Here is an 18,056-nt window from a genome sequence, read left to right as displayed (position 1 = left end):
AATTTACAGGCTGAAAATATGGATGCGATTATTATTGAAGGATTAAAGGTGGACACAGTGGTGGGCTGTTTTACGTGGGAACGCCAGATCATTCAGCCTTTATTACTGGATATGACCATCCATACCGCGCTGGAACAGGCTGCCCGTTCTGATCAGCTGGAAGATACCCTGAATTATGCAGAAATCTGTGATATTTCTGCCCGGGTGATCCAGCAGGCCCAGCCGCAGCTAATCGAACATGCGGCAAAGCTTGTGCTTGACGCACTTTTTACTGTATTTCCTGCAATTGAATCGATTATGATTACTATCCATAAGCCTGCCATTATTGCGCAAGCAAATTCTGTAGGAATTCGTCTTGAACGTCACCGAAACGATTTTCGCCCTGACACTGGCGAGTAATTACAACCCGCAACAGCATTTCCAGCAAGCCATTGACCAGCTGATGGCAATGGGCAAAACAGTATTCTCCGATATTTATAGGTTGCCGTGCCGGGATGGTATTGGGGAGGATTACTGGAATGCGGCCTGTCTGCTGACCAGTCATTTATCTGTTGACGCAATGATGATTATCCTCAAAAAAATGGAAACCGATGCCGGTCGGGTTCATGGTTTACATCAGATCAGCCTGGATGCTGATGTCATTGCATGGGGACATGATTTAACTCAGATGCAGTTTAACCTGAAGAAATTACCGCTGGCGCTGGATGTCAGAATTCCAATGATGGACATCTGGCAGAACGATGCTTTTGCACATGATCAGCATCAGTTTTCGGTCGTGTCCTTAGACATCCCTGTAAAATCCGTCTGATCAAAACAACATCCGGGTTTTTAGGAAGTCCCTGGTTTTTATGGCAATGAGATGGGCGTTTAGACTCCTGATTTCACTGACACGCAAGGCGTACCAATTGCTGAGCCTGCTGATGCATGAAATAGCTGTACATGCATGCATCAGTCAGACATGAACGAATATATGAACTAAATATAATAACTGGTTTTGGTCATCAGTTTTGAAATGGCAGTCATGGTGATACGGACAGGTGCCGGTAAATCGACACCACCTGCATTGAGTGCAGTATCACGATGCTGAAGTTCGTCTTCATTCATCTGCACTAAAATTTTACGGGAGCGCTGATCCTGCTCCGGCAATTGGCTGATGTGCTGCTGAAGGTGCAAACTGACCTGACGTTCTGTTTCTGCCACAAAGCCCAGGCTGTATTTGTCACCGGCAATGCCGGCAATGGCACCCATACCATAGGAAAGACCGTACCAGACTGGATTCAGCAGGCTGGTATGGCTGTCCAGTTCCCTGAGACGGTCTTCACACCAGGCCAGATGATCCTGCTCTTCAATGGCAGCCTGTTCCATTTCACGGCGGACATCCGGGAGTTTTGCCGTCAGGGCCTGACCATGGTACAGCGCCTGGGCACAGACTTCACCACTATGGTTGACCCGCATTAATCCGGCAACATGACGGGCTTCACTGACTGCCAGCCGGGTTTCTGTATCACTGGCTGGATTATTTCTATGTGCCGCAGTTGCGCCCGGGACTAAACTTCTGAGTGCCTGATCAAAAGAGTTAATCAGTTTGTCAATACCTGTGTGTTGACGCATTTTTAGTCCTCCAGGGAAGTTTTTGTTGAGGCCACCAATGGTTTAAGCCGCAGCAGTAGCCATATGCTGAACATTGCACTGAGTACCGCAGTAATGCAGAACAGTATTTTAATATCGATTTTTAAAACACTGAGAATAATTATAGAGAAAATTGCAGAGCTGACCATGAAAATTGCATTAAAAATATTATTGGCAGCGACGACACGGGCACGATGTGACCTGGGCGCATAAGCCTGCATCATGGCATACAGCGGTACAATATAAAAACCACCACTGATCCCGAGCAGGGTAATGGCAATCATTACATGCCAGTAAGCGCCGCCCAGACTGAACATTTCAGAAATACCAATAAAATCACCACTGCGTTCCGGAATAAATGCAAGACTGGCCGCCAGATATACGGCAAATACCGTCAGACCAATGGCGCCAAACGGTACCATTTTAATATTCACCTCTGTTCCGCCAATTTTACGGCAGAGCAGTGAACCGACGCCGATTCCGACTGAGAACAGGGTCAGTAATAAACTGACCACATGCTCAGAACCATGCAAATTCTGCTGGGTTAACTGAGGAATCTGGGTCAGATAGGTTGCACCGTAGAACCAGTACCACGAATTTCCCAGCAAAATCAGAAAAATTAAAGGCAGGCTTCTGGCATAGCGCATGGTCTGGAAGCTGGTCCGGAAAAAATGCCAGTCAACGGTTAAATCAGTAGCTGTTGTATTTTGTCTGAGAATAAAGCGACTGCACAGCCAGCCAATAATGGCAATTATTGTTACGGTCAGACTGATCCACAGTAAATTGCCGGCTGATGCGTAAATGACGATACCGCCTAAAATCATGCCGGCCAGAATAGCAATGGAGGTCCCGGACTGAAACAGCGCATTACCGGACATCAGTTCATTCGGTTTCAGGATTTCCGGCAAAATTGCATATTTTATCGGGCCAAAAAAAGTACTGTGGGTGCCCATCAAAAAGAGCGCGAACAGCAGAATCCACAAATTCCCCAGCAGAAAACCGGCTGTCGCAATCAGCATGATCACAATTTCCAGTATTTTGATGGATCGGACTAAAAATGAGCGTTCGTACTTATCTGCAATCTGACCGGCTGTCGCAGAGAAAATAAAATAAGGTAAAATAAATAACAGTGCTGCAAGGTTATTCAACGTACTGATACTGCCTGATTGCTGGATCAGTCCGTAGGTAATGACCAGTAATAAGGCCTGTTTGTACACATTATCATTCAGTGCGCCAAAAAACTGAGTGAGAAACATCGGTAAAAACCGCCGTGTGCTCAGTATGTGTTCGTTTTTTTCCATTGCTGTTTGACTTCATTGAGTTTTATTAAGAAATGTCACGAATGACTAACTATATTGCAAAATCATGTATGATGTTTTTTACCTGTAAAATCTGTTAGAAGCTACAGAAAAATTGAGCTTCAGGGAAGCTGAGCGTCAGATTTTCCCATTTGTATTTCAACTATTGCGTTATCGAGCTTGGTATGCCAGCAAAAATTAAATTTAAAAAGTCAGTGCTTGCGCATAGCATGCATGGCATATTCAGTACAAATGATATCAATAAATTGCTGTGTGCCGGTGTTTTTTTAAGTGTTATTGTCAGCCCTGTTATTTATGCTGAAGATATACAGGCATCTGAAAATCAGCAACCTGCTGCAAATGAAAAACCTGTTGTCAGTCCGGAGCAGCTTGAAGAAGCCGCCCGACAGCAGGGCATATCCAATGATAAAGTCGCGCAACTGGATACAAAACTCAGTGAATTAAAGCAACAGAATAATCAGCCGGACAGTTTGTCCATGCTGCAGCAACAGGAACAGCATCCGGATGCAGGCAATGCATTTAAACCGATTCAGTTTGAAGATCTGGAGGAGTTGCCTGAAACAGCGGTTGATTCGTCTATGGCCAATGACATTCTGCGTGTGGCGGAAGAGGCAAAAAATGATGCCCAGACCCTTAGAAGTGGGGTGACTAAGGTGCCTGACACGACTGTGAGTGATGCGACCCAGCAGGAAATGAGTGAAATTACCCAGGCCCCTGTAAATATCGATCAGCTGATGCAGTCAATTCAGGCAGACAGTAAAATTGTGGTTGAAGCCAATGAGAGTGGCCGGACCCTGTCTGAGTCGAGTCTCAGTGGGCCACAACCTGAAACCAGAAAGCCGGGTTTTTTTAAACGTCTGCTGTATCGGATTCGGCCGCCTAAGGACGATACCGTGGTGATTCAGAAAATCAGTGCCGATGTCAGTGGTGCGCCGGCCATTCTGGCCAGTAATATCAAGGCAAAGTTATCGACATTTACCGTGGAGGCTTTTTCTGATTTTAATGCAGCAGTTCCTCAGTTGCGGGCTTTGTCCATCCAGGCGGCTCAGGCAGTGGGCTATTACAATGCACAGTTTAAATTTCAGAAAGAGAGTGACAGCAAAGTCAAAGTCACGGTTACCCCGAATGAACCTGTGACGGTTCAGCAGCAGCATATCGAATTTTCCGGTGCAGGTGAAAACCTGCCACAGTTACAGGTCATCCGTGTATTACCTGATCTGGATGAAGGTGATATTCTGAATCATGGTCTGTATGAGACGACCAAATCACGGATTACGGATGCTGCTTCCAATAATGGCTTTTTTGATGGTTACTGGCGTCTGCATGATGTCAGGGTATTACAGCCGCAAAATAAGGCAGATATCAATTTACGCTATGAGACCGGCCCACGCTATAAATTGGGAGATGTGGAATTCCGGATGAGTGATCCGGATAAGCCGCTGCCGATTGATCTTAAAATTCTGAAGTCGATGGCGCCGTGGCAGGCAGGTGCAGACTATACAGCGTGGCGTGTCAATTTACTGTCCAGCAATCTGACCAACTCCAGGTATTTTAACTATACTCTGGTGGACGCGATTAAACCGGATCCGATTGAAAAGCCAAAGGAGTTACCGCCGGATTTACAGCAGCTGGTGGATCAGGAAAAAGCCTCTGCGTCAGATGTTGCAGAACTGCAGAAGGATGAACATAAAAATACCCCGAATGCCAATGGCGATATCACACAGAATGTAGTGGACGAAAAGCAATTTGCCGGAACCGGGAATCAGACTGATCCGAATCTGCGTCAGATGCAGGTACAGCAGCAGGAAAAGCAATCTGAAACTGACCGTTTGCAGGATCAGGCCAGAATAGACAAAGTGGTCCCGGTGATTGTCACCCTGAATGCTGACCGTCTGAACAGTGTGGAAGCCGGTATCGGTTATGGTACCGATACCGGGGTACGCCTGCGTAGCCAGTATCGCCGTGCCATTGTCAACCATCTTGGACATTCATTTGACGCCAATATAGAGCTCTCGCAGATACGGCAGTCATTTGACGGCAGATATAACATTCCCTATAAGCATCCGCTGAATGATTATTTCAGTCTGGTGGGTGGTTATGAGCGGGAAGAGCGGGATGGTGTCGGTAATGACATGAGTCTGGTGATTGAATCGGCAGTTGCCGGTGTTGACCGGGTTATTAAGGGATCCCGTAAGGAATGGCAGCACATTTTTGGTCTGCGTTATCGGCTGGACCGCATCACTCAGACGGGTGTGGTTGATGTCAGCGATATCCCGGATGCATTTTTAATTCCCGGGGCAGATCAGGAGCAGCAATCCTTATTACTGGGTTATGAAGCGTCAAAAATTACCAGTGATAACCGGGTGAATCCAACCCGTGGTTTCAGGCAGTCCTATAAAATTCAGCTGGGCAGTGATGCGCTGTTATCAGACACCAATATGGCCATTGCCAATGCCAGCTGGAAATTTTTATATTCACTGGGTGAAAATGATGACCATCAGATTGTTGCCGGGGCAGATCTCGGCTACATTTTCACAAGGGAATTTGAAAAAGTGCCTTATAATCTGCGCTTCTTTGCTGGCGGTGATCAGAGTCTGCGTGGTTTTGATTATAAAAGTCTATCCCCGATTGAATATGGCTATAAAGTGGGTGGCCAGGCGCTGGCGGTCGGCTCACTGGAATATAATTACCAGTTTAAGGATGGCTGGCGGGCTGCGGTTTTCAGCGACTTTGGTAATGCCTATGACCAGAAATTCAGCAATGACACTGAGTACAGTGTAGGCTTTGGGATACGCTGGAAGTCACCGATCGGACCTATTCGCCTGGATATCGCGTCGGGTATTTCTGATCCGGGGCATCCGATCCGTCTGCACTTTTTTATTGGTTCACAACTTTAATTTAAATGCTGAAATAGCATGCTGGAATAGATATCGATATGGCTGAAGTTGAGCAGCAGGACGTTCAAAAAAATCGTCAACCGTCGGGACAACCCCCTGTAAAGCGCCATTTATTGCGCAATATATTGTTGTCGGTCGGATTGCTGCTTGTTCTGCTGGTTGCAGCATTGACCGTCATGGTGTCTACCGACAAGGGCAGTAAATTTCTGCTGGATCGGGTGCTTTCAGCGCAACAGACCATCAGTTACCAATATGAAGGCGGTAATTTATTACAGGGTATTATTCTTAAAAATATTCTGGTCAATCTGAGCAGTGTCGAGGTCAGGGTGGACCGGGCCGATGTTTCACTGGGCTGGCGTGCAATTTTAAATAAGGAAATTCATCTGCGGCGTGCCAACGTCAATCAGCTGAGGATTATAAACAAATCACCTCCGGATGATGCGCCTTTCAAATTCAGTGAGATCAGACTGCCATTTATCCTGCGGATGGACCAGGCCAATGTGGATCAACTGGTACTTCAGCTGTCTTCCGGGGACATTGATTTTAAGGATATACAACTGAATGATGCCCTGTGGGCAGAAACGGCGCTGAAGTTTAAAAACTCACGCATGGACATGGGGTACCTTGCTGTAAAAGATGCCACCGGAAACATGAAATTTGAAGGCAAATATCCGTTAAATGCAAAGGCAGTTATCAATCTGCCCTCACTGCACAGCATTAATGTAAAAGATATTCATGTTCAGGCACAGGGTTCACTGGATACGGTGAAGGCCGGATTTGCAACCCAGACCCCGGATCTACTGACCGGCTGGGCAGTGGTTCATCCGGTACGCAGCAATGTGCCAATGAATGGCGCCCTGATTTTTAAGGACTACCACTGGCCGATATTGTCTGAACAGGAATTGCTGTCAAAAAAGGGTATCGGCCGCTTTAAGGGTGATATCCGTCGGCTTGATCTGGAAATCAACACCGACCTGGCCGGGAAAAATATTCCTGAAGGTCAGTATACAGCCTTGATGAATACTGATCTGGTCAATCAACTCGAGATCAGCAATCTGAATGGTCAGTTAATGAAAGGGGCCATGAATCTGGCCGGTGTGGTGCAGTGGAAAGATCATGTCAGCTGGGATCTTAAAGGGCGACTGGATCACATCAATCCGGCAGATAAAGTGATTCCTCAGGTAGTCCGTGACTTTCTGCCACCTGCACTGGATGCTGCCATTGCTTCAAGCGGCGAGCTGAAAGACGGTATGCAGGTCAATGCCAGCCTGGATTTTGATAAATATGAACACTGGCGTGTCAAATTAAATCAGGCGGAACAGAAAAACAAAAAACCTGAACCCATGCTGATGGATGTCAGCTGGAACAATATTGACCGGGCTATGCCTTATGTGGGCTGGTTAAGCAGTGAGTCAGGTCAGGTCCGACTGGCGCTGGTGGATGGACAGCAGGATATTCATGTGGCAACCGTCATCCGTCCGCATGAAAAAGCGACCCTGCCGGCCGGTCAATACAATGCGCAGCTGGATTTAAAGGGTAATGATCTGCACATCCCTTCCTTTAGCTATCTTGCAGCGAAAGGCAGCCTGAATGGCAGTGCTGTTGTACAGTTACCGGATGAAAAACGTCAGTTAAAATGGAATGCCTTGCTCAGTGCAAAAGACTTCAACCCGCAGACAGTCGCTGCGGCAGCACCGATTGACCGGCTGAACGGGCAGATTAAGGCCAGTGGTTATGCCAGACCGAATCAGCAGATTATCCAGCTGGAATCGATTGATTTAACCGGACGACTGGCCAGCCAGACCAGTGCTGAAACAGTAAAACTGACAGGAAAAAGTACAGCAGCGGTTATTTTTAACGATGAAAAAGCAGGCGGCGGCTTTAAGGGATTTGCAGTCAATTATGATGGAACCCTGAATGCCTCACAATTGCAGACTGGAAACGGACTTTTGAAATTTAAGGTGTCAGGTACGCCGGAACTGATCAGAATTGCAGAATTACAGCATGATGGCGTGGCCGGGAAAATTCTGGCAAATGGTCAGCTCTATTTGAAAAATGGCATTGGCTGGGATGTCAATGCGTCACTGGTGCGTTTTAAACCGCATTATTTTGTCTCCTCGGTCCGTGGTGAAATTTCTGGAAATGTCAAAAGTACAGGAGCCTGGGGGGATCGAATGAAACGGGTCAGTATCCAGAACCTGAATCTTGCCGGAATCATCAACAACAAGCCACTCAGAGGCAAAGGCAATCTGGCCTTTGTCATGAATTCAGACCATAAAGGCTTTTTACCGCAGCAGTTTGAAGCCAACAACCTGTTTCTTTCCTATGCAAATAATCAGGTGCAGGCGACAGGTAATGGCCAGAATCTCAGAATCAATGTCAATGCGCCAGCCCTGTCTGAGGTTTATCCGGGTTTACGCGGTAAGGCATATGGTTATCTGAATGTGCAGGCACAACCACGACTGAGTGCAACGGCCAACATGGTGGTGGATGATTTCGGTTATGGATCGTCATTGAGCATTAAAAAAATCAGCCTGAAAGGTGAACTGCCAACTTCAGACACCGTGGCCAGCAAAATGGTTGCACAAATGAATACCCTGCGCAGTGGCAACCGGGAAATTCAATATGCGGCAGCAACGATTTCCGGTACACGCAGGGCTCACATGCTGCAATTGCAGGGTTGGAACTACTATTCCAAATTTTATGTGCAGCTGGCTGGCGGCTTTAATCCGCAGAATGACTGGCTGGGCCAGATTCAGCGGGGAGAATTCGACTCAGTCCGGGCACACTTAAAGCAGGATCAGAATGCAGCAGTTATTTATACCTCTGCAAAAAAAGAGCTTTATGTTGCGCAGCACTGCTGGTCAAGTAAACAAAGCCAGCTGTGTTTTGATCAGCCAATACGTGCAAGCAAAGCCAGGGGCAATGTCTCGTTCCTGACTAAAAACCTTGATTTGCAGGATTTTGCGGCCTTTATGCCAGAAGGCCTTGCCATGACCGGTAAATTGAATGGTTATGCCCGGGCGTCCTGGGCACAGGGTACACAACCTAAAATTGATGCGCGCCTGTTGACGAAGGATGGTCAGATCGGTCTGGCAGCAGCAGATCCGGATGATGCTGCATCAACCATGAATTATGACTCAGCTGGAATTATTGCAAAAAGCATTCCGGATGGTTTATTACTGCGGGTGGATATGAAAGCACCGAATATTGGGACAGGCTATGCCAATGTGGTGATTAACCCATATGCCGATGCCAAACCAATGCGTGGTGAGATTGCCTTTAATGAAGTACAGCTGAAAATTTTAAAACCATTTATTGCAGATATTCGTAAACTGGATGGAACATTGTCCCTTGCCGGTAAAATCAGCGGTACGCTGACACGACCTTTATTTGATGGTGAAATGCGCCTGAAAAATGGGGCAATCAGCATGATATCCCTGCCGGTGAATCTGAATAATATTGAAGTGTATTCATCCATTCGTCAGGACAATGCCGTCATTCACGGCGCCTTTAACAGTGGACGTGGCGTAGGGCAACTGACCGGTAACATTGACTGGAAAAATGATCCCCGGATTCAGCTGCAGTTGAAAGGGGATGGATTACTGGTGCGTCAGGCACCACTGATTACTGCTGTGGTTAATACCGATATTTCTGTTGATGCACTGCCTGTCAGTAAGCAAGTTACGGTCAAGGGTAAGGTGGAAGTCCCCCGGGCCCTGATTTCAATGCCTGAAACCAGTGCAACGGTGGTGGGTGTGTCCTCAGATGTCAGAATTGTGCATGACGGTGAAGACCAATTGGCCATTTTAAAAGCAGCCCAACCCTGGAATATCCGTGCTGATGTGGATGTCAGCCTGGGGAATCAGGTAATCTTTCAGGGCTTTGATAGCCGAATTCCCTTGGTCGGGCGTGTCTATCTGACCCAGCGGGGACAGGAAACAGCCATGCGTGCCAACGGTGCAATTGGGGTCAGTCAGAAAGTGACGATTGAGGCCTATGGTCAGAAACTGGATCTGAACCGTGCAATTGCCCGTTTTAATGGCCCCTTGTCCAACCCGGCACTGGATGTGGAAGCCAATAAAAATATTCAGGGCAGCATTGTCGGTGTCCGGGTAATGGGTACTGCAAGCAGTCCGAATATTCAGGTATATAACGATGCCGGACTTTCTGATCAGGAAGCCCTGAATGCCCTGATTACTGGACGTATCAATGAAGGTTCAAGTGGTTTGAGTAATGCAGAGGGCTTTAAGTCGGATGTCAGTAATACCATTGCAGCAGCAGGGATCAGTCTGGGACTGGGTGGAACCCGGGCGTTTACCAATCAGATTGGGCGGACTTTCGGTCTGAGCGGTCTGGCGCTGGATGCTCAGGGTACAGGTGATGACACACAGGTCAGTCTGACCGGTTATATCACTCCTGACCTGTATATCCGCTATGGTGTTGGCGTGTTTACACCGGTGAATAAACTGACTTTGCGTTATCAGATGAACAAACGACTGTACCTGGAAGCCAGTCAGTCACTGGAAAAAGCCATTGACTTATTTTATCACTGGCGGTTCTAAATACGATATGATCGGTTTTATGCTCAGACGGTGTGCTGCACATAAAACCGGGTTGCGGCTCAATACCCCAATATTTTTCTGTTCTTTGATTTGTTTTTAAAATGAATACGTTATATTTTTTTACGGGAAATTGGGAGCATGATTTTTACCGGTAACGATTTGTTATTTAGACAGTGACTGGGTTTATTGTTCCGTTCACTGCCGTATAGGCAGCCTGGAAAGTATGGAATCATCTGGTGTGGTTTTATACTAAAAACACACAGGAAATACCCCCATTCGCCACGGGTTTCAGTATCATATGGCACGATGAGGAGACATATAATGAAAAAACTGCTGATTTTAAGTGTTGTTTTAATGGTTGTGGGGTGTACGGCAAAGAAACCTGCAACGCCTGAAGAGCAGTGGAAAGGCTATTGCACAAGTATTGGTAATGCAGCCCGTTCCATAACCCTGGATCGTCAGAATGGCATCAGCCACAAAGAAGCGCTTGAATATGCCAGTAAGGTCACGGATCCGACAACCAAGGGTTTGATTATTGCACAACTTGAGAAAATTTATGCCTTGCCTGAAGATCAGTTAAAGTCAGATAAGGATGCCGTACAGGCAAAATTTAAACAGGAAGCCTATACGGTTTGCGTCAATACACCACATGATCCAGCACATATGCCGGATTACAAACCGTTCTGAGGAGCGGTTTTTTTACATCTGATAATCATGTTTATGATGCTTATCAAAGACCTGCATGCAGGCTGGATGGCACAAACCGGTGATCAGGAGATATTTATCTATAAAATAACGGTCATCACGAATTAACACGTTCATTGCATTAACTTTTCACTGGATTTTTAGTAAAATTTGATTGTCCATATTGTCAGTGAAGTTCTGGATCAACTGAAATTCACAGACAATTTTTTATAAAAGAGGAATAACACCGTGCTAGAAGCTTACCGCCAACACGTTGCAGAACGTGCCGCACTCGGAGTCCCACCGAAGCCACTTGATGATACTCAGACTGCTGAACTTGTTGAACTGTTGAAAAACCCACCAGCAGGCGAAGAGGCATTCCTGGTGGATTTGCTTGAAAACCGTGTGCCAGCAGGTGTTGACCAGGCTGCCTATGTAAAAGCTGCATTTCTGGCGGCATTGGCAAAAGGAGAAGCGACATCTCCACTGGTCTCCAGGGAACGCGCTGTTTATTTACTGGGTACCATGCTGGGGGGCTATAATGTTGCACCACTGGTTGAATTACTGGATGACGCAGCGCTTGCAGGTCTTGCGGCTGAAGCACTGAAAAAAACTCTGCTGGTATTTGATGCATTCCATGACGTTGCCGATAAAGCCAAAGCGGGTAATGCCAATGCACAGGCTGTTCTGCAGTCCTGGGCGGATGCCGAATGGTTCACCAGTCGTAAGGACGTACCGGAAGAAATCAAACTGACGGTATTTAAAGTAACCGGTGAGACCAATACCGATGACCTGTCTCCGGCACAGGATGCATGGAGCCGTCCGGATATTCCATTACATGCCAATGCCATGCTGAAAAACGTACGTGATGGCATTAACCCAGAGGTTCCTGGTGAAGTGGGTCCACTTAACCAGATTAAGGACTTAATTGCCAAAGGCAATCAGGTGGCTTATGTCGGTGATGTGGTCGGTACGGGTTCTTCCCGTAAGTCTGCCACCAACTCCGTACTGTGGTTCTTTGGTGACGAAATCGCCCACATTCCAAACAAAAAGGACGGTGGTTACTGCCTGGGTTCTAAAATTGCCCCAATTTTTTTCAATACCATGGAAGATGCCGGTGCGTTGCCTGTAGAAATTGATGTGGGCAATATGAACATGGGGGATGAAATTACCCTGAAAATTGACCATGCGGCTGCAAAAGTCACTGCATTTAAAGATGGCGCACAGATTGCTGAAGCTGAACTGAAAACACCGGTTTTACTGGATGAAGTACGTGCCGGTGGCCGTATTAACCTGATTATTGGTCGTGGTCTGACCACCAAGGCACGTGAAGCACTGGGTCTTGCAGCCTCTACATTGTTCCGTACACCGGTACAGCCGGCTGATTCCGGTAAAGGCTTTACTCAAGCACAGAAAATGGTGGGCCGTGCATGTGGTCTGCCAGCCGGTCAGGGCGTCCGTCCGGGAACCTACTGTGAACCTAAAATGACCACTGTTGGTTCTCAGGATACCACCGGTCCAATGACACGTGATGAACTGAAAGACCTTGCCTGCCTGGGCTTCTCTGCAGATTTGGTGATGCAGTCTTTCTGTCACACAGCTGCTTATCCAAAACCGGTTGATGTACAGATGCAGCACACACTGCCAGACTTCATCATGAACCGTGGTGGCGTTTCATTACGTCCGGGTGATGGTATCATTCACTCCTGGTTGAACCGTATGCTGCTTCCGGACACAGTCGGTACCGGCGGTGACTCACATACCCGGTTCCCAATTGGTATTTCATTCCCGGCGGGTTCCGGTCTTGTGGCATTTGCTGCAGCAACCGGTGTAATGCCACTGGATATGCCTGAGTCGGTATTGGTGAAATTCAAGGGTAAAATGCAGCCTGGTATTACCTTGCGTGACCTGGTGCATGCCATTCCTTATTATGCAATTAAGGAAGGCGATCTGACGGTTGAGAAAAAAGGCAAGAAGAACATTTTCTCCGGTCGTATTCTTGAAATTGACTTAACGGAAATGGAAAATGATCTGACTGTTGAGCAGGCATTTGAACTTTCTGATGCGTCTGCTGAGCGTTCTGCTGCGGGTTGTTCAATCACCCTGTCACAGGAAAAAGTTACGGAATATCTGCGTTCCAACATCACCATGCTGAAGTGGATGATCGCTCAGAATTATGGCGATGCACGTACAATGGCACGCCGTATTGAAAACATGGAAAATTGGCTGGCGAATCCAGAGCTGTTAAAGGCTGATGCAGACGCTGAATACACTAAAGTGTATGAAATAGATCTGGCGGATATTAAAGAGCCTGTACTGTGCTGTCCAAACGATCCGGATGATGCAAAACTGCTGTCTGAAGTACAGGGTGACAAAATTGATGAAGTCTTCATCGGTTCCTGTATGACCAACATTGGTCATTTCCGTGCTGCGGGTAAATTACTGGACAAGGTACCTGGTGGTTCACTATCTACGCGCTTATGGCTGGCGCCGCCAACACGTATGGATGAGCATCAGCTGATGGAAGAAGGCTTCTATAACACCTATGGTCGTGCAGGTGCGCGGACTGAAATGCCGGGCTGTTCGCTGTGTATGGGTAACCAGGCACGTGTTGCACCGAACACAACCTGTGTATCAACATCTACACGTAACTTCCCGAACCGTCTGGGGCAGGGTGCCAATGTATATCTGGCCTCTGCTGAGCTTGCTTCTGTGGCTGCGGTACTGGGTAAATTACCAACACCGGAAGAATACCAGCAGTATGCTTCCCAGATTGACAGCATGTCTGCCGATATTTACCGTTATATGAATTTCGACCAGATGGAAGAATATACCGATGCTGCTGAGCAAGTGGATACCCGTAAAATTTCTGCGGCTCAATTGACTTAATACGCCGGTATCAGGAAAGGCCAAAAGGCTTTTCCTGGCGCAGGAGCAAAGTATGCTTTGCCTGGGTCAATAGCTGAAATAGGGGCTGAGTCATCAGCCCCTATTTTTTATACAGTTTTTTATTTAGATTTCTGCCGGGATAGGAAAAGCAGAATGAATGGATGACAGAGATAACGACCATCCAGCTTCTGGACAGGCCGGTCCTGATGCAAGACTGAAAACAAACACCTGAATAGATGAAATAAATACACTGCAAATTTGTCATGACCGTCAGTGACGTATTAACATGGGGCTTTAAAAAAACTACATTGTTCCTTTTATGAGACTGACAGCCTGGTATACCCTCAGAAGATTCGTGTATAACAACTTACATAATGCCGAATATGAAACAGCATTCAGCCGCTGTATTAATTATCTGCTGATCTTTTTAATCATTGGCAATGTCATTGCTGTACTGCTGGAGTCCGTGGATGATATTTACAGGGCCTATCAGTTTTATTTTAATCTTTTTGAAAATTTGTCCATCATCATTTTTACGGCTGAATATATACTCCGGTTCTGGAGCATTGTCGAAGCAGCGCCGCAGACTTCAGCCTTTAAACAGCGTCTGAAATGGATTACCAGTGGTGCTGCAATCATTGACCTGCTGGCGATACTTCCGGCTTATCTGAATTTCTTTGTACATATCGATCTTCGCTTCCTGCGGATTCTGCGTCTGTTGCGCTTATTGAAGCTGACCCGTTATTTTGTTTCTTTACAGATCCTGTTACGGGTGATTGAGCGGGAAAAAGGCTCGTTTCAGGCAGTAATTTTTATTTTAATTATTATGATTGTCATGGCTGCCGCAGGGGTTTATGTGGTGGAGAGTAAAGCACAGCCGGATGTTTTCAGCTCCATTCCGGCCTCCATGTGGTGGGCCGTGGTTACGCTGACGACCGTCGGTTATGGTGATGTAACCCCGGTGACGCCGCTGGGACGTTTCCTGGGGGCATTAATCACCATTTTAGGGGTAGGACTTGCCGCTTTGCCTGCCGGTATTCTGGCCAACGGTCTGGCCAGTGAACTTGAACTGCGTAAGCAGAAACTGGAGCTGAAATTCAGGGAAAAATTGCAAAACAGTGAAATTGATCTGATTACAGATCAGCAGCAGATTGAAGAGTTACGTAAGGAGGTAGGACTGACTTCTGAACAGACCCATGACATTTTATTGCAGTTAATCCGTGAGCAAAAAGAATATGAACTGGAACAACAACAGCATAAATACTGTTATTGTCCGCATTGCGGGAAAAAACTGCCGGATTAAACCAATCGTAGACTGACCTCCTCCCGAAAAACAGGTTTATTTAAAATTGGAGATATGCCGTATATTTAACTCATGTTAAAGAGGCATGCACAGATGAAGAGAAGCAAATTTCCTGAAGAACCAATGGTATTTGCACTGAAGCAGTCAGAAAGTGGTGTATTGGTTGCTGAGGTCTGCCGTAAGATGGGCATATCAGAAGCGATTTTTTATAACTAAGAAGACATTTGGCAGTCTGGGGGGCAATGAGCTGAGGCGACTGAGCCGGCTTGAATGGGGAACCAGAGGCTGAAGCGACTGGTTGCTGACCTGAGCCGGATAAGGAAATGCTGCAGGACGTCCTGCGGAAAAAGCTTTAAAGCCGGCCCAAAAGCGTCAGCTTGTTAATCACTTGCCTGATGCTTATCGTATCAGTCTTCGACGTAGCTGTGATCTGAGCGAATGGCGGCATTCATTATACTGAATTTCAGTGAATTAAGCCGAATGAGAATCCGGGCTGTCTTTGTGCCACAAATAACGGTATATTTTTGATACGTGTAAGTTGGCTATAGTCAAAATGAATATGATTTATTGCGGGAATATTTTATGAGTTTTCAGGTTGATGCCTTTGGGACACTGGTGATTGCCGTCGTTGTGTTATTTATTGGACGGTTTCTGGTCAGAAACATTACGTTTTTAAAACAATATAATATTCCTGAACCTGTGGCAGGTGGTCTGGTTGCGGCATTACTGGCCTATGGATTATTTGCTTTTTTTAATATCAGCGCTTCATTCAGCAGTGATATTCAGACAGTGCTGATGCTGATGTTTTTTACCTCTATTGGTTTAAGTGCAAGTTTTGCCAAACTGAAAAAGGGGGGCATGGCGCTGGTTATTTTCCTGCTGTGTGTTTCAGGTTATGTGCTAGTGCAGAATGCGGTCGGTATGAGCCTGGCAACATTACTCGGTTTGGATCCGCTGATTGGTCTGATTGCAGGTTCTGTGACCCTGACCGGTGGGCATGGAACCGCAGGTGCCTGGGGTAAGGTCTTTGAAACTGAATACGGTATTCAGGGCGCGGTGGTACTGGGCATGGCCAGTGCAACATTTGGACTGGTGATTGGAGGAATTATTGGTGGTCCGGTCGCTAGATTACTGATTAACCGACATAAACTTGCGACAGAGTTATCCAGTGATGCTTCCACTGATGAGGCCTTACCGCCATCGGCAGATGTGGCACCGTTTGAATACTCCGGGAAAACCCGTTTAATTACCGCCAGTGATGCAGTCACCACACTGGGGATGTTTGCGTTCTGTATTTATATTGCCAATTGGATGACGGATTTCAGCAAGGGGCAATGGTTCGAATTGCCGACATTCGTGTGGGCGCTGGCCAGTGGGGTCATGCTCAGGAATGTATTGGAAAATCTGTTCAAAATTAAAGTTTTTGACCGCGCTGTGGATGTCTTTGGAAATGCGTCATTATCGCTGTATCTGGCCATGGCTTTATTGTCATTGAAATTGTGGTTACTGGCAGACCTGGCAGGACCGCTGGTGCTGATCTTGCTGGTGCAGACGCTTGTACTGGCTTTATTTACATCTTTTGTGACTTTCAGGGTCATGGGTAAAAATTATGATGCTGCCGTGCTGAGCGCAGGACATTGTGGATTCGGCATGGGGGCAACACCCACGGCAATTGCCAATATTCAGGCCGTCACCAATCGTTACGGCCCATCACATAAGGCTTTTTTGATTATTCCGCTGTGTGGGGCTTTTTTTGTGGATATCATTAATGCTGTAGTGATTCAGACTATTTTAAAATTCTTTTAAATATTGCAGCTTACTTTGTATGGTGAGATATAGAGTATGGTGCAGAAAGAATGGCTTCCTTCAATAGTGGGAAGCCATTTTTTATTCAGGGAAGTGGCTGGTCGTCCATTGCATTGCTGTAAAATTTTTCACCAATTTTAATGCGGTCACGTCCCTGGCTCATCCGCCAGCGATTGGTATCCCGTAGTGAATAGACACAGCCGCAGTATTCCTGCTGGTAAAATTCTTCACGCTTGCTGATTTCGAGCATGCGTACCGCCCCGCCATTTTTGCGCCAGTTATAATCCCAGTAACTTAACTCTGGGTAGGGTGCAGCAGCACGAATACCACAGTCATTAATCTGCTGCATATTTTTCCAGCGGGAAATGCCCAGTGAGCTGCTGAAAATTTTAAAATTATGTTCGTGTGCATAAAGTGCAGTGCGCTCAAAACGCATATCAAAACACATGGTACAGCGAATGCCTTTTTCTGGTTCATTTTCCATGCCTCGGGCACGTTCAAACCAATTGTCAGTATCATAATCACAGTCAATAAAAGGAATATTGTGTTTTTCAGCAAAACGGATATTTTCTTCCTTGCGAATTAAATATTCCTTGACCGGATGGATATTGGGATTGTAAAAAAATATGGAATAATCAATAGCAGATTCGAGCAGGGTTTCCATGACTTCACCTGAGCATGGCGCACAGCATGAATGCAACAGCAGTCGGTCTGCCTGATCAGGTAGCTCAAGCTTAATTCGTGGTTTAGTCATTGGATACAGGATTTTTAACTCAGATCAGTCAATTTTAGCCTAAATAGCTGTATGGATCCTGAAAATTATTCATTCTTAGATGAGTATTTCTCATCTTTTTAGCATAAGATATTGATTGTAAATATATATTTAAATATTCTTCAGGTGATGTCAGTCAGGACTGAATTGGACGGGGCGCTTAAAACAGGATTTAATTGGATCCAATTGAAA

At 46.4% G+C, this 18,056-nt stretch carries 11 protein-coding genes and 1 pseudogene; 9 read left to right on the top strand and 3 right to left on the bottom strand.

From position 1 onward, the window contains the following. Nucleotides 1–18: 18 nt before the first annotated feature. Together folB and ACT6PV_RS08160 are read left to right on the top strand one after the other, a co-directional pair. On the top strand, nucleotides 19–399 hold the full coding sequence (gene folB, locus ACT6PV_RS08165; RefSeq protein ID WP_445115902.1) for a dihydroneopterin aldolase: 381 nt from the start codon (nucleotides 19–21) through the stop codon (nucleotides 397–399). Beyond that, nucleotides 356–808, top strand: a complete 453-nt coding sequence (locus ACT6PV_RS08160; RefSeq protein ID WP_445115901.1) for a 2-amino-4-hydroxy-6-hydroxymethyldihydropteridine diphosphokinase — start codon at nucleotides 356–358, stop codon at nucleotides 806–808. The genes folB and ACT6PV_RS08160 overlap by 44 nt, the downstream gene beginning before the upstream one ends. Before the next feature lie 167 nt (nucleotides 809–975). On the opposite strand, the gene coq7 is transcribed toward ACT6PV_RS08160, so the two are convergent. Together coq7 and ACT6PV_RS08150 are read right to left on the bottom strand one after the other, a co-directional pair. Further along, nucleotides 976–1,611, bottom strand: a complete 636-nt coding sequence (gene coq7 / locus ACT6PV_RS08155) for a 2-polyprenyl-3-methyl-6-methoxy-1,4-benzoquinone monooxygenase (protein ID WP_445115900.1) — start codon at nucleotides 1,609–1,611, stop codon at nucleotides 976–978. A gap of 2 nt (nucleotides 1,612–1,613) precedes the next feature. Further along, nucleotides 1,614–2,930: an MFS transporter gene (locus tag ACT6PV_RS08150; protein ID WP_445115899.1), complete on the bottom strand. Its 1,317-nt coding sequence runs from the start codon at nucleotides 2,928–2,930 to the stop codon at nucleotides 1,614–1,616. A 182-nt stretch (nucleotides 2,931–3,112) separates the two neighbouring features. Between ACT6PV_RS08150 and ACT6PV_RS08145 the strand changes: the two genes are divergently transcribed. The 7 genes and pseudogenes from ACT6PV_RS08145 (at nucleotide 3,113) to gltS (ending at nucleotide 17,092) form a co-directional block, all read left to right on the top strand. Then, complete coding sequence (locus ACT6PV_RS08145) at nucleotides 3,113–5,845, top strand: autotransporter assembly complex protein TamA (RefSeq protein WP_445115898.1); 2,733 nt, start codon at nucleotides 3,113–3,115, stop codon at nucleotides 5,843–5,845. 38 nt (nucleotides 5,846–5,883) lie between these two features. Beyond that, nucleotides 5,884–10,410 (top strand): translocation/assembly module TamB domain-containing protein, encoded by a 4,527-nt coding sequence (locus tag ACT6PV_RS08140; RefSeq protein WP_445115897.1) that lies wholly within the window; start codon nucleotides 5,884–5,886, stop codon nucleotides 10,408–10,410. Between the two features lie 321 nt (nucleotides 10,411–10,731). Next, a complete protein-coding gene (locus ACT6PV_RS08135; RefSeq protein ID WP_445115896.1) occupies nucleotides 10,732–11,097 on the top strand; it encodes a hypothetical protein in 366 nt (121 codons plus the stop codon). Between the two features lie 246 nt (nucleotides 11,098–11,343). After that, a complete protein-coding gene (locus ACT6PV_RS08130) occupies nucleotides 11,344–13,983 on the top strand; it encodes a bifunctional aconitate hydratase 2/2-methylisocitrate dehydratase (protein WP_445115895.1) in 2,640 nt (879 codons plus the stop codon). Between the two features lie 319 nt (nucleotides 13,984–14,302). Continuing rightward, nucleotides 14,303–15,286: an ion transporter gene (locus ACT6PV_RS08125; RefSeq protein ID WP_445115894.1), complete on the top strand. Its 984-nt coding sequence runs from the start codon at nucleotides 14,303–14,305 to the stop codon at nucleotides 15,284–15,286. Between the two features lie 93 nt (nucleotides 15,287–15,379). Then, nucleotides 15,380–15,743, top strand: a pseudogene (locus tag ACT6PV_RS08120) (transposase); the annotation flags it as partial. Between the two features lie 125 nt (nucleotides 15,744–15,868). Continuing rightward, entirely contained in the window at nucleotides 15,869–17,092 is a 1,224-nt protein-coding gene (gltS, locus tag ACT6PV_RS08115) for a sodium/glutamate symporter (protein WP_445115893.1), read from the top strand. A gap of 85 nt (nucleotides 17,093–17,177) precedes the next feature. On the opposite strand, the gene ACT6PV_RS08110 is transcribed toward gltS, so the two are convergent. Beyond that, nucleotides 17,178–17,846: an epoxyqueuosine reductase QueH gene (locus ACT6PV_RS08110; RefSeq protein ID WP_445115892.1), complete on the bottom strand. Its 669-nt coding sequence runs from the start codon at nucleotides 17,844–17,846 to the stop codon at nucleotides 17,178–17,180. Nucleotides 17,847–18,056 lie beyond the last annotated feature (210 nt).

Source organism: Acinetobacter sp. WZC-1, from assembly GCF_052544965.1.
This window is presented reverse-complemented; position numbering and strand designations above follow the sequence as displayed.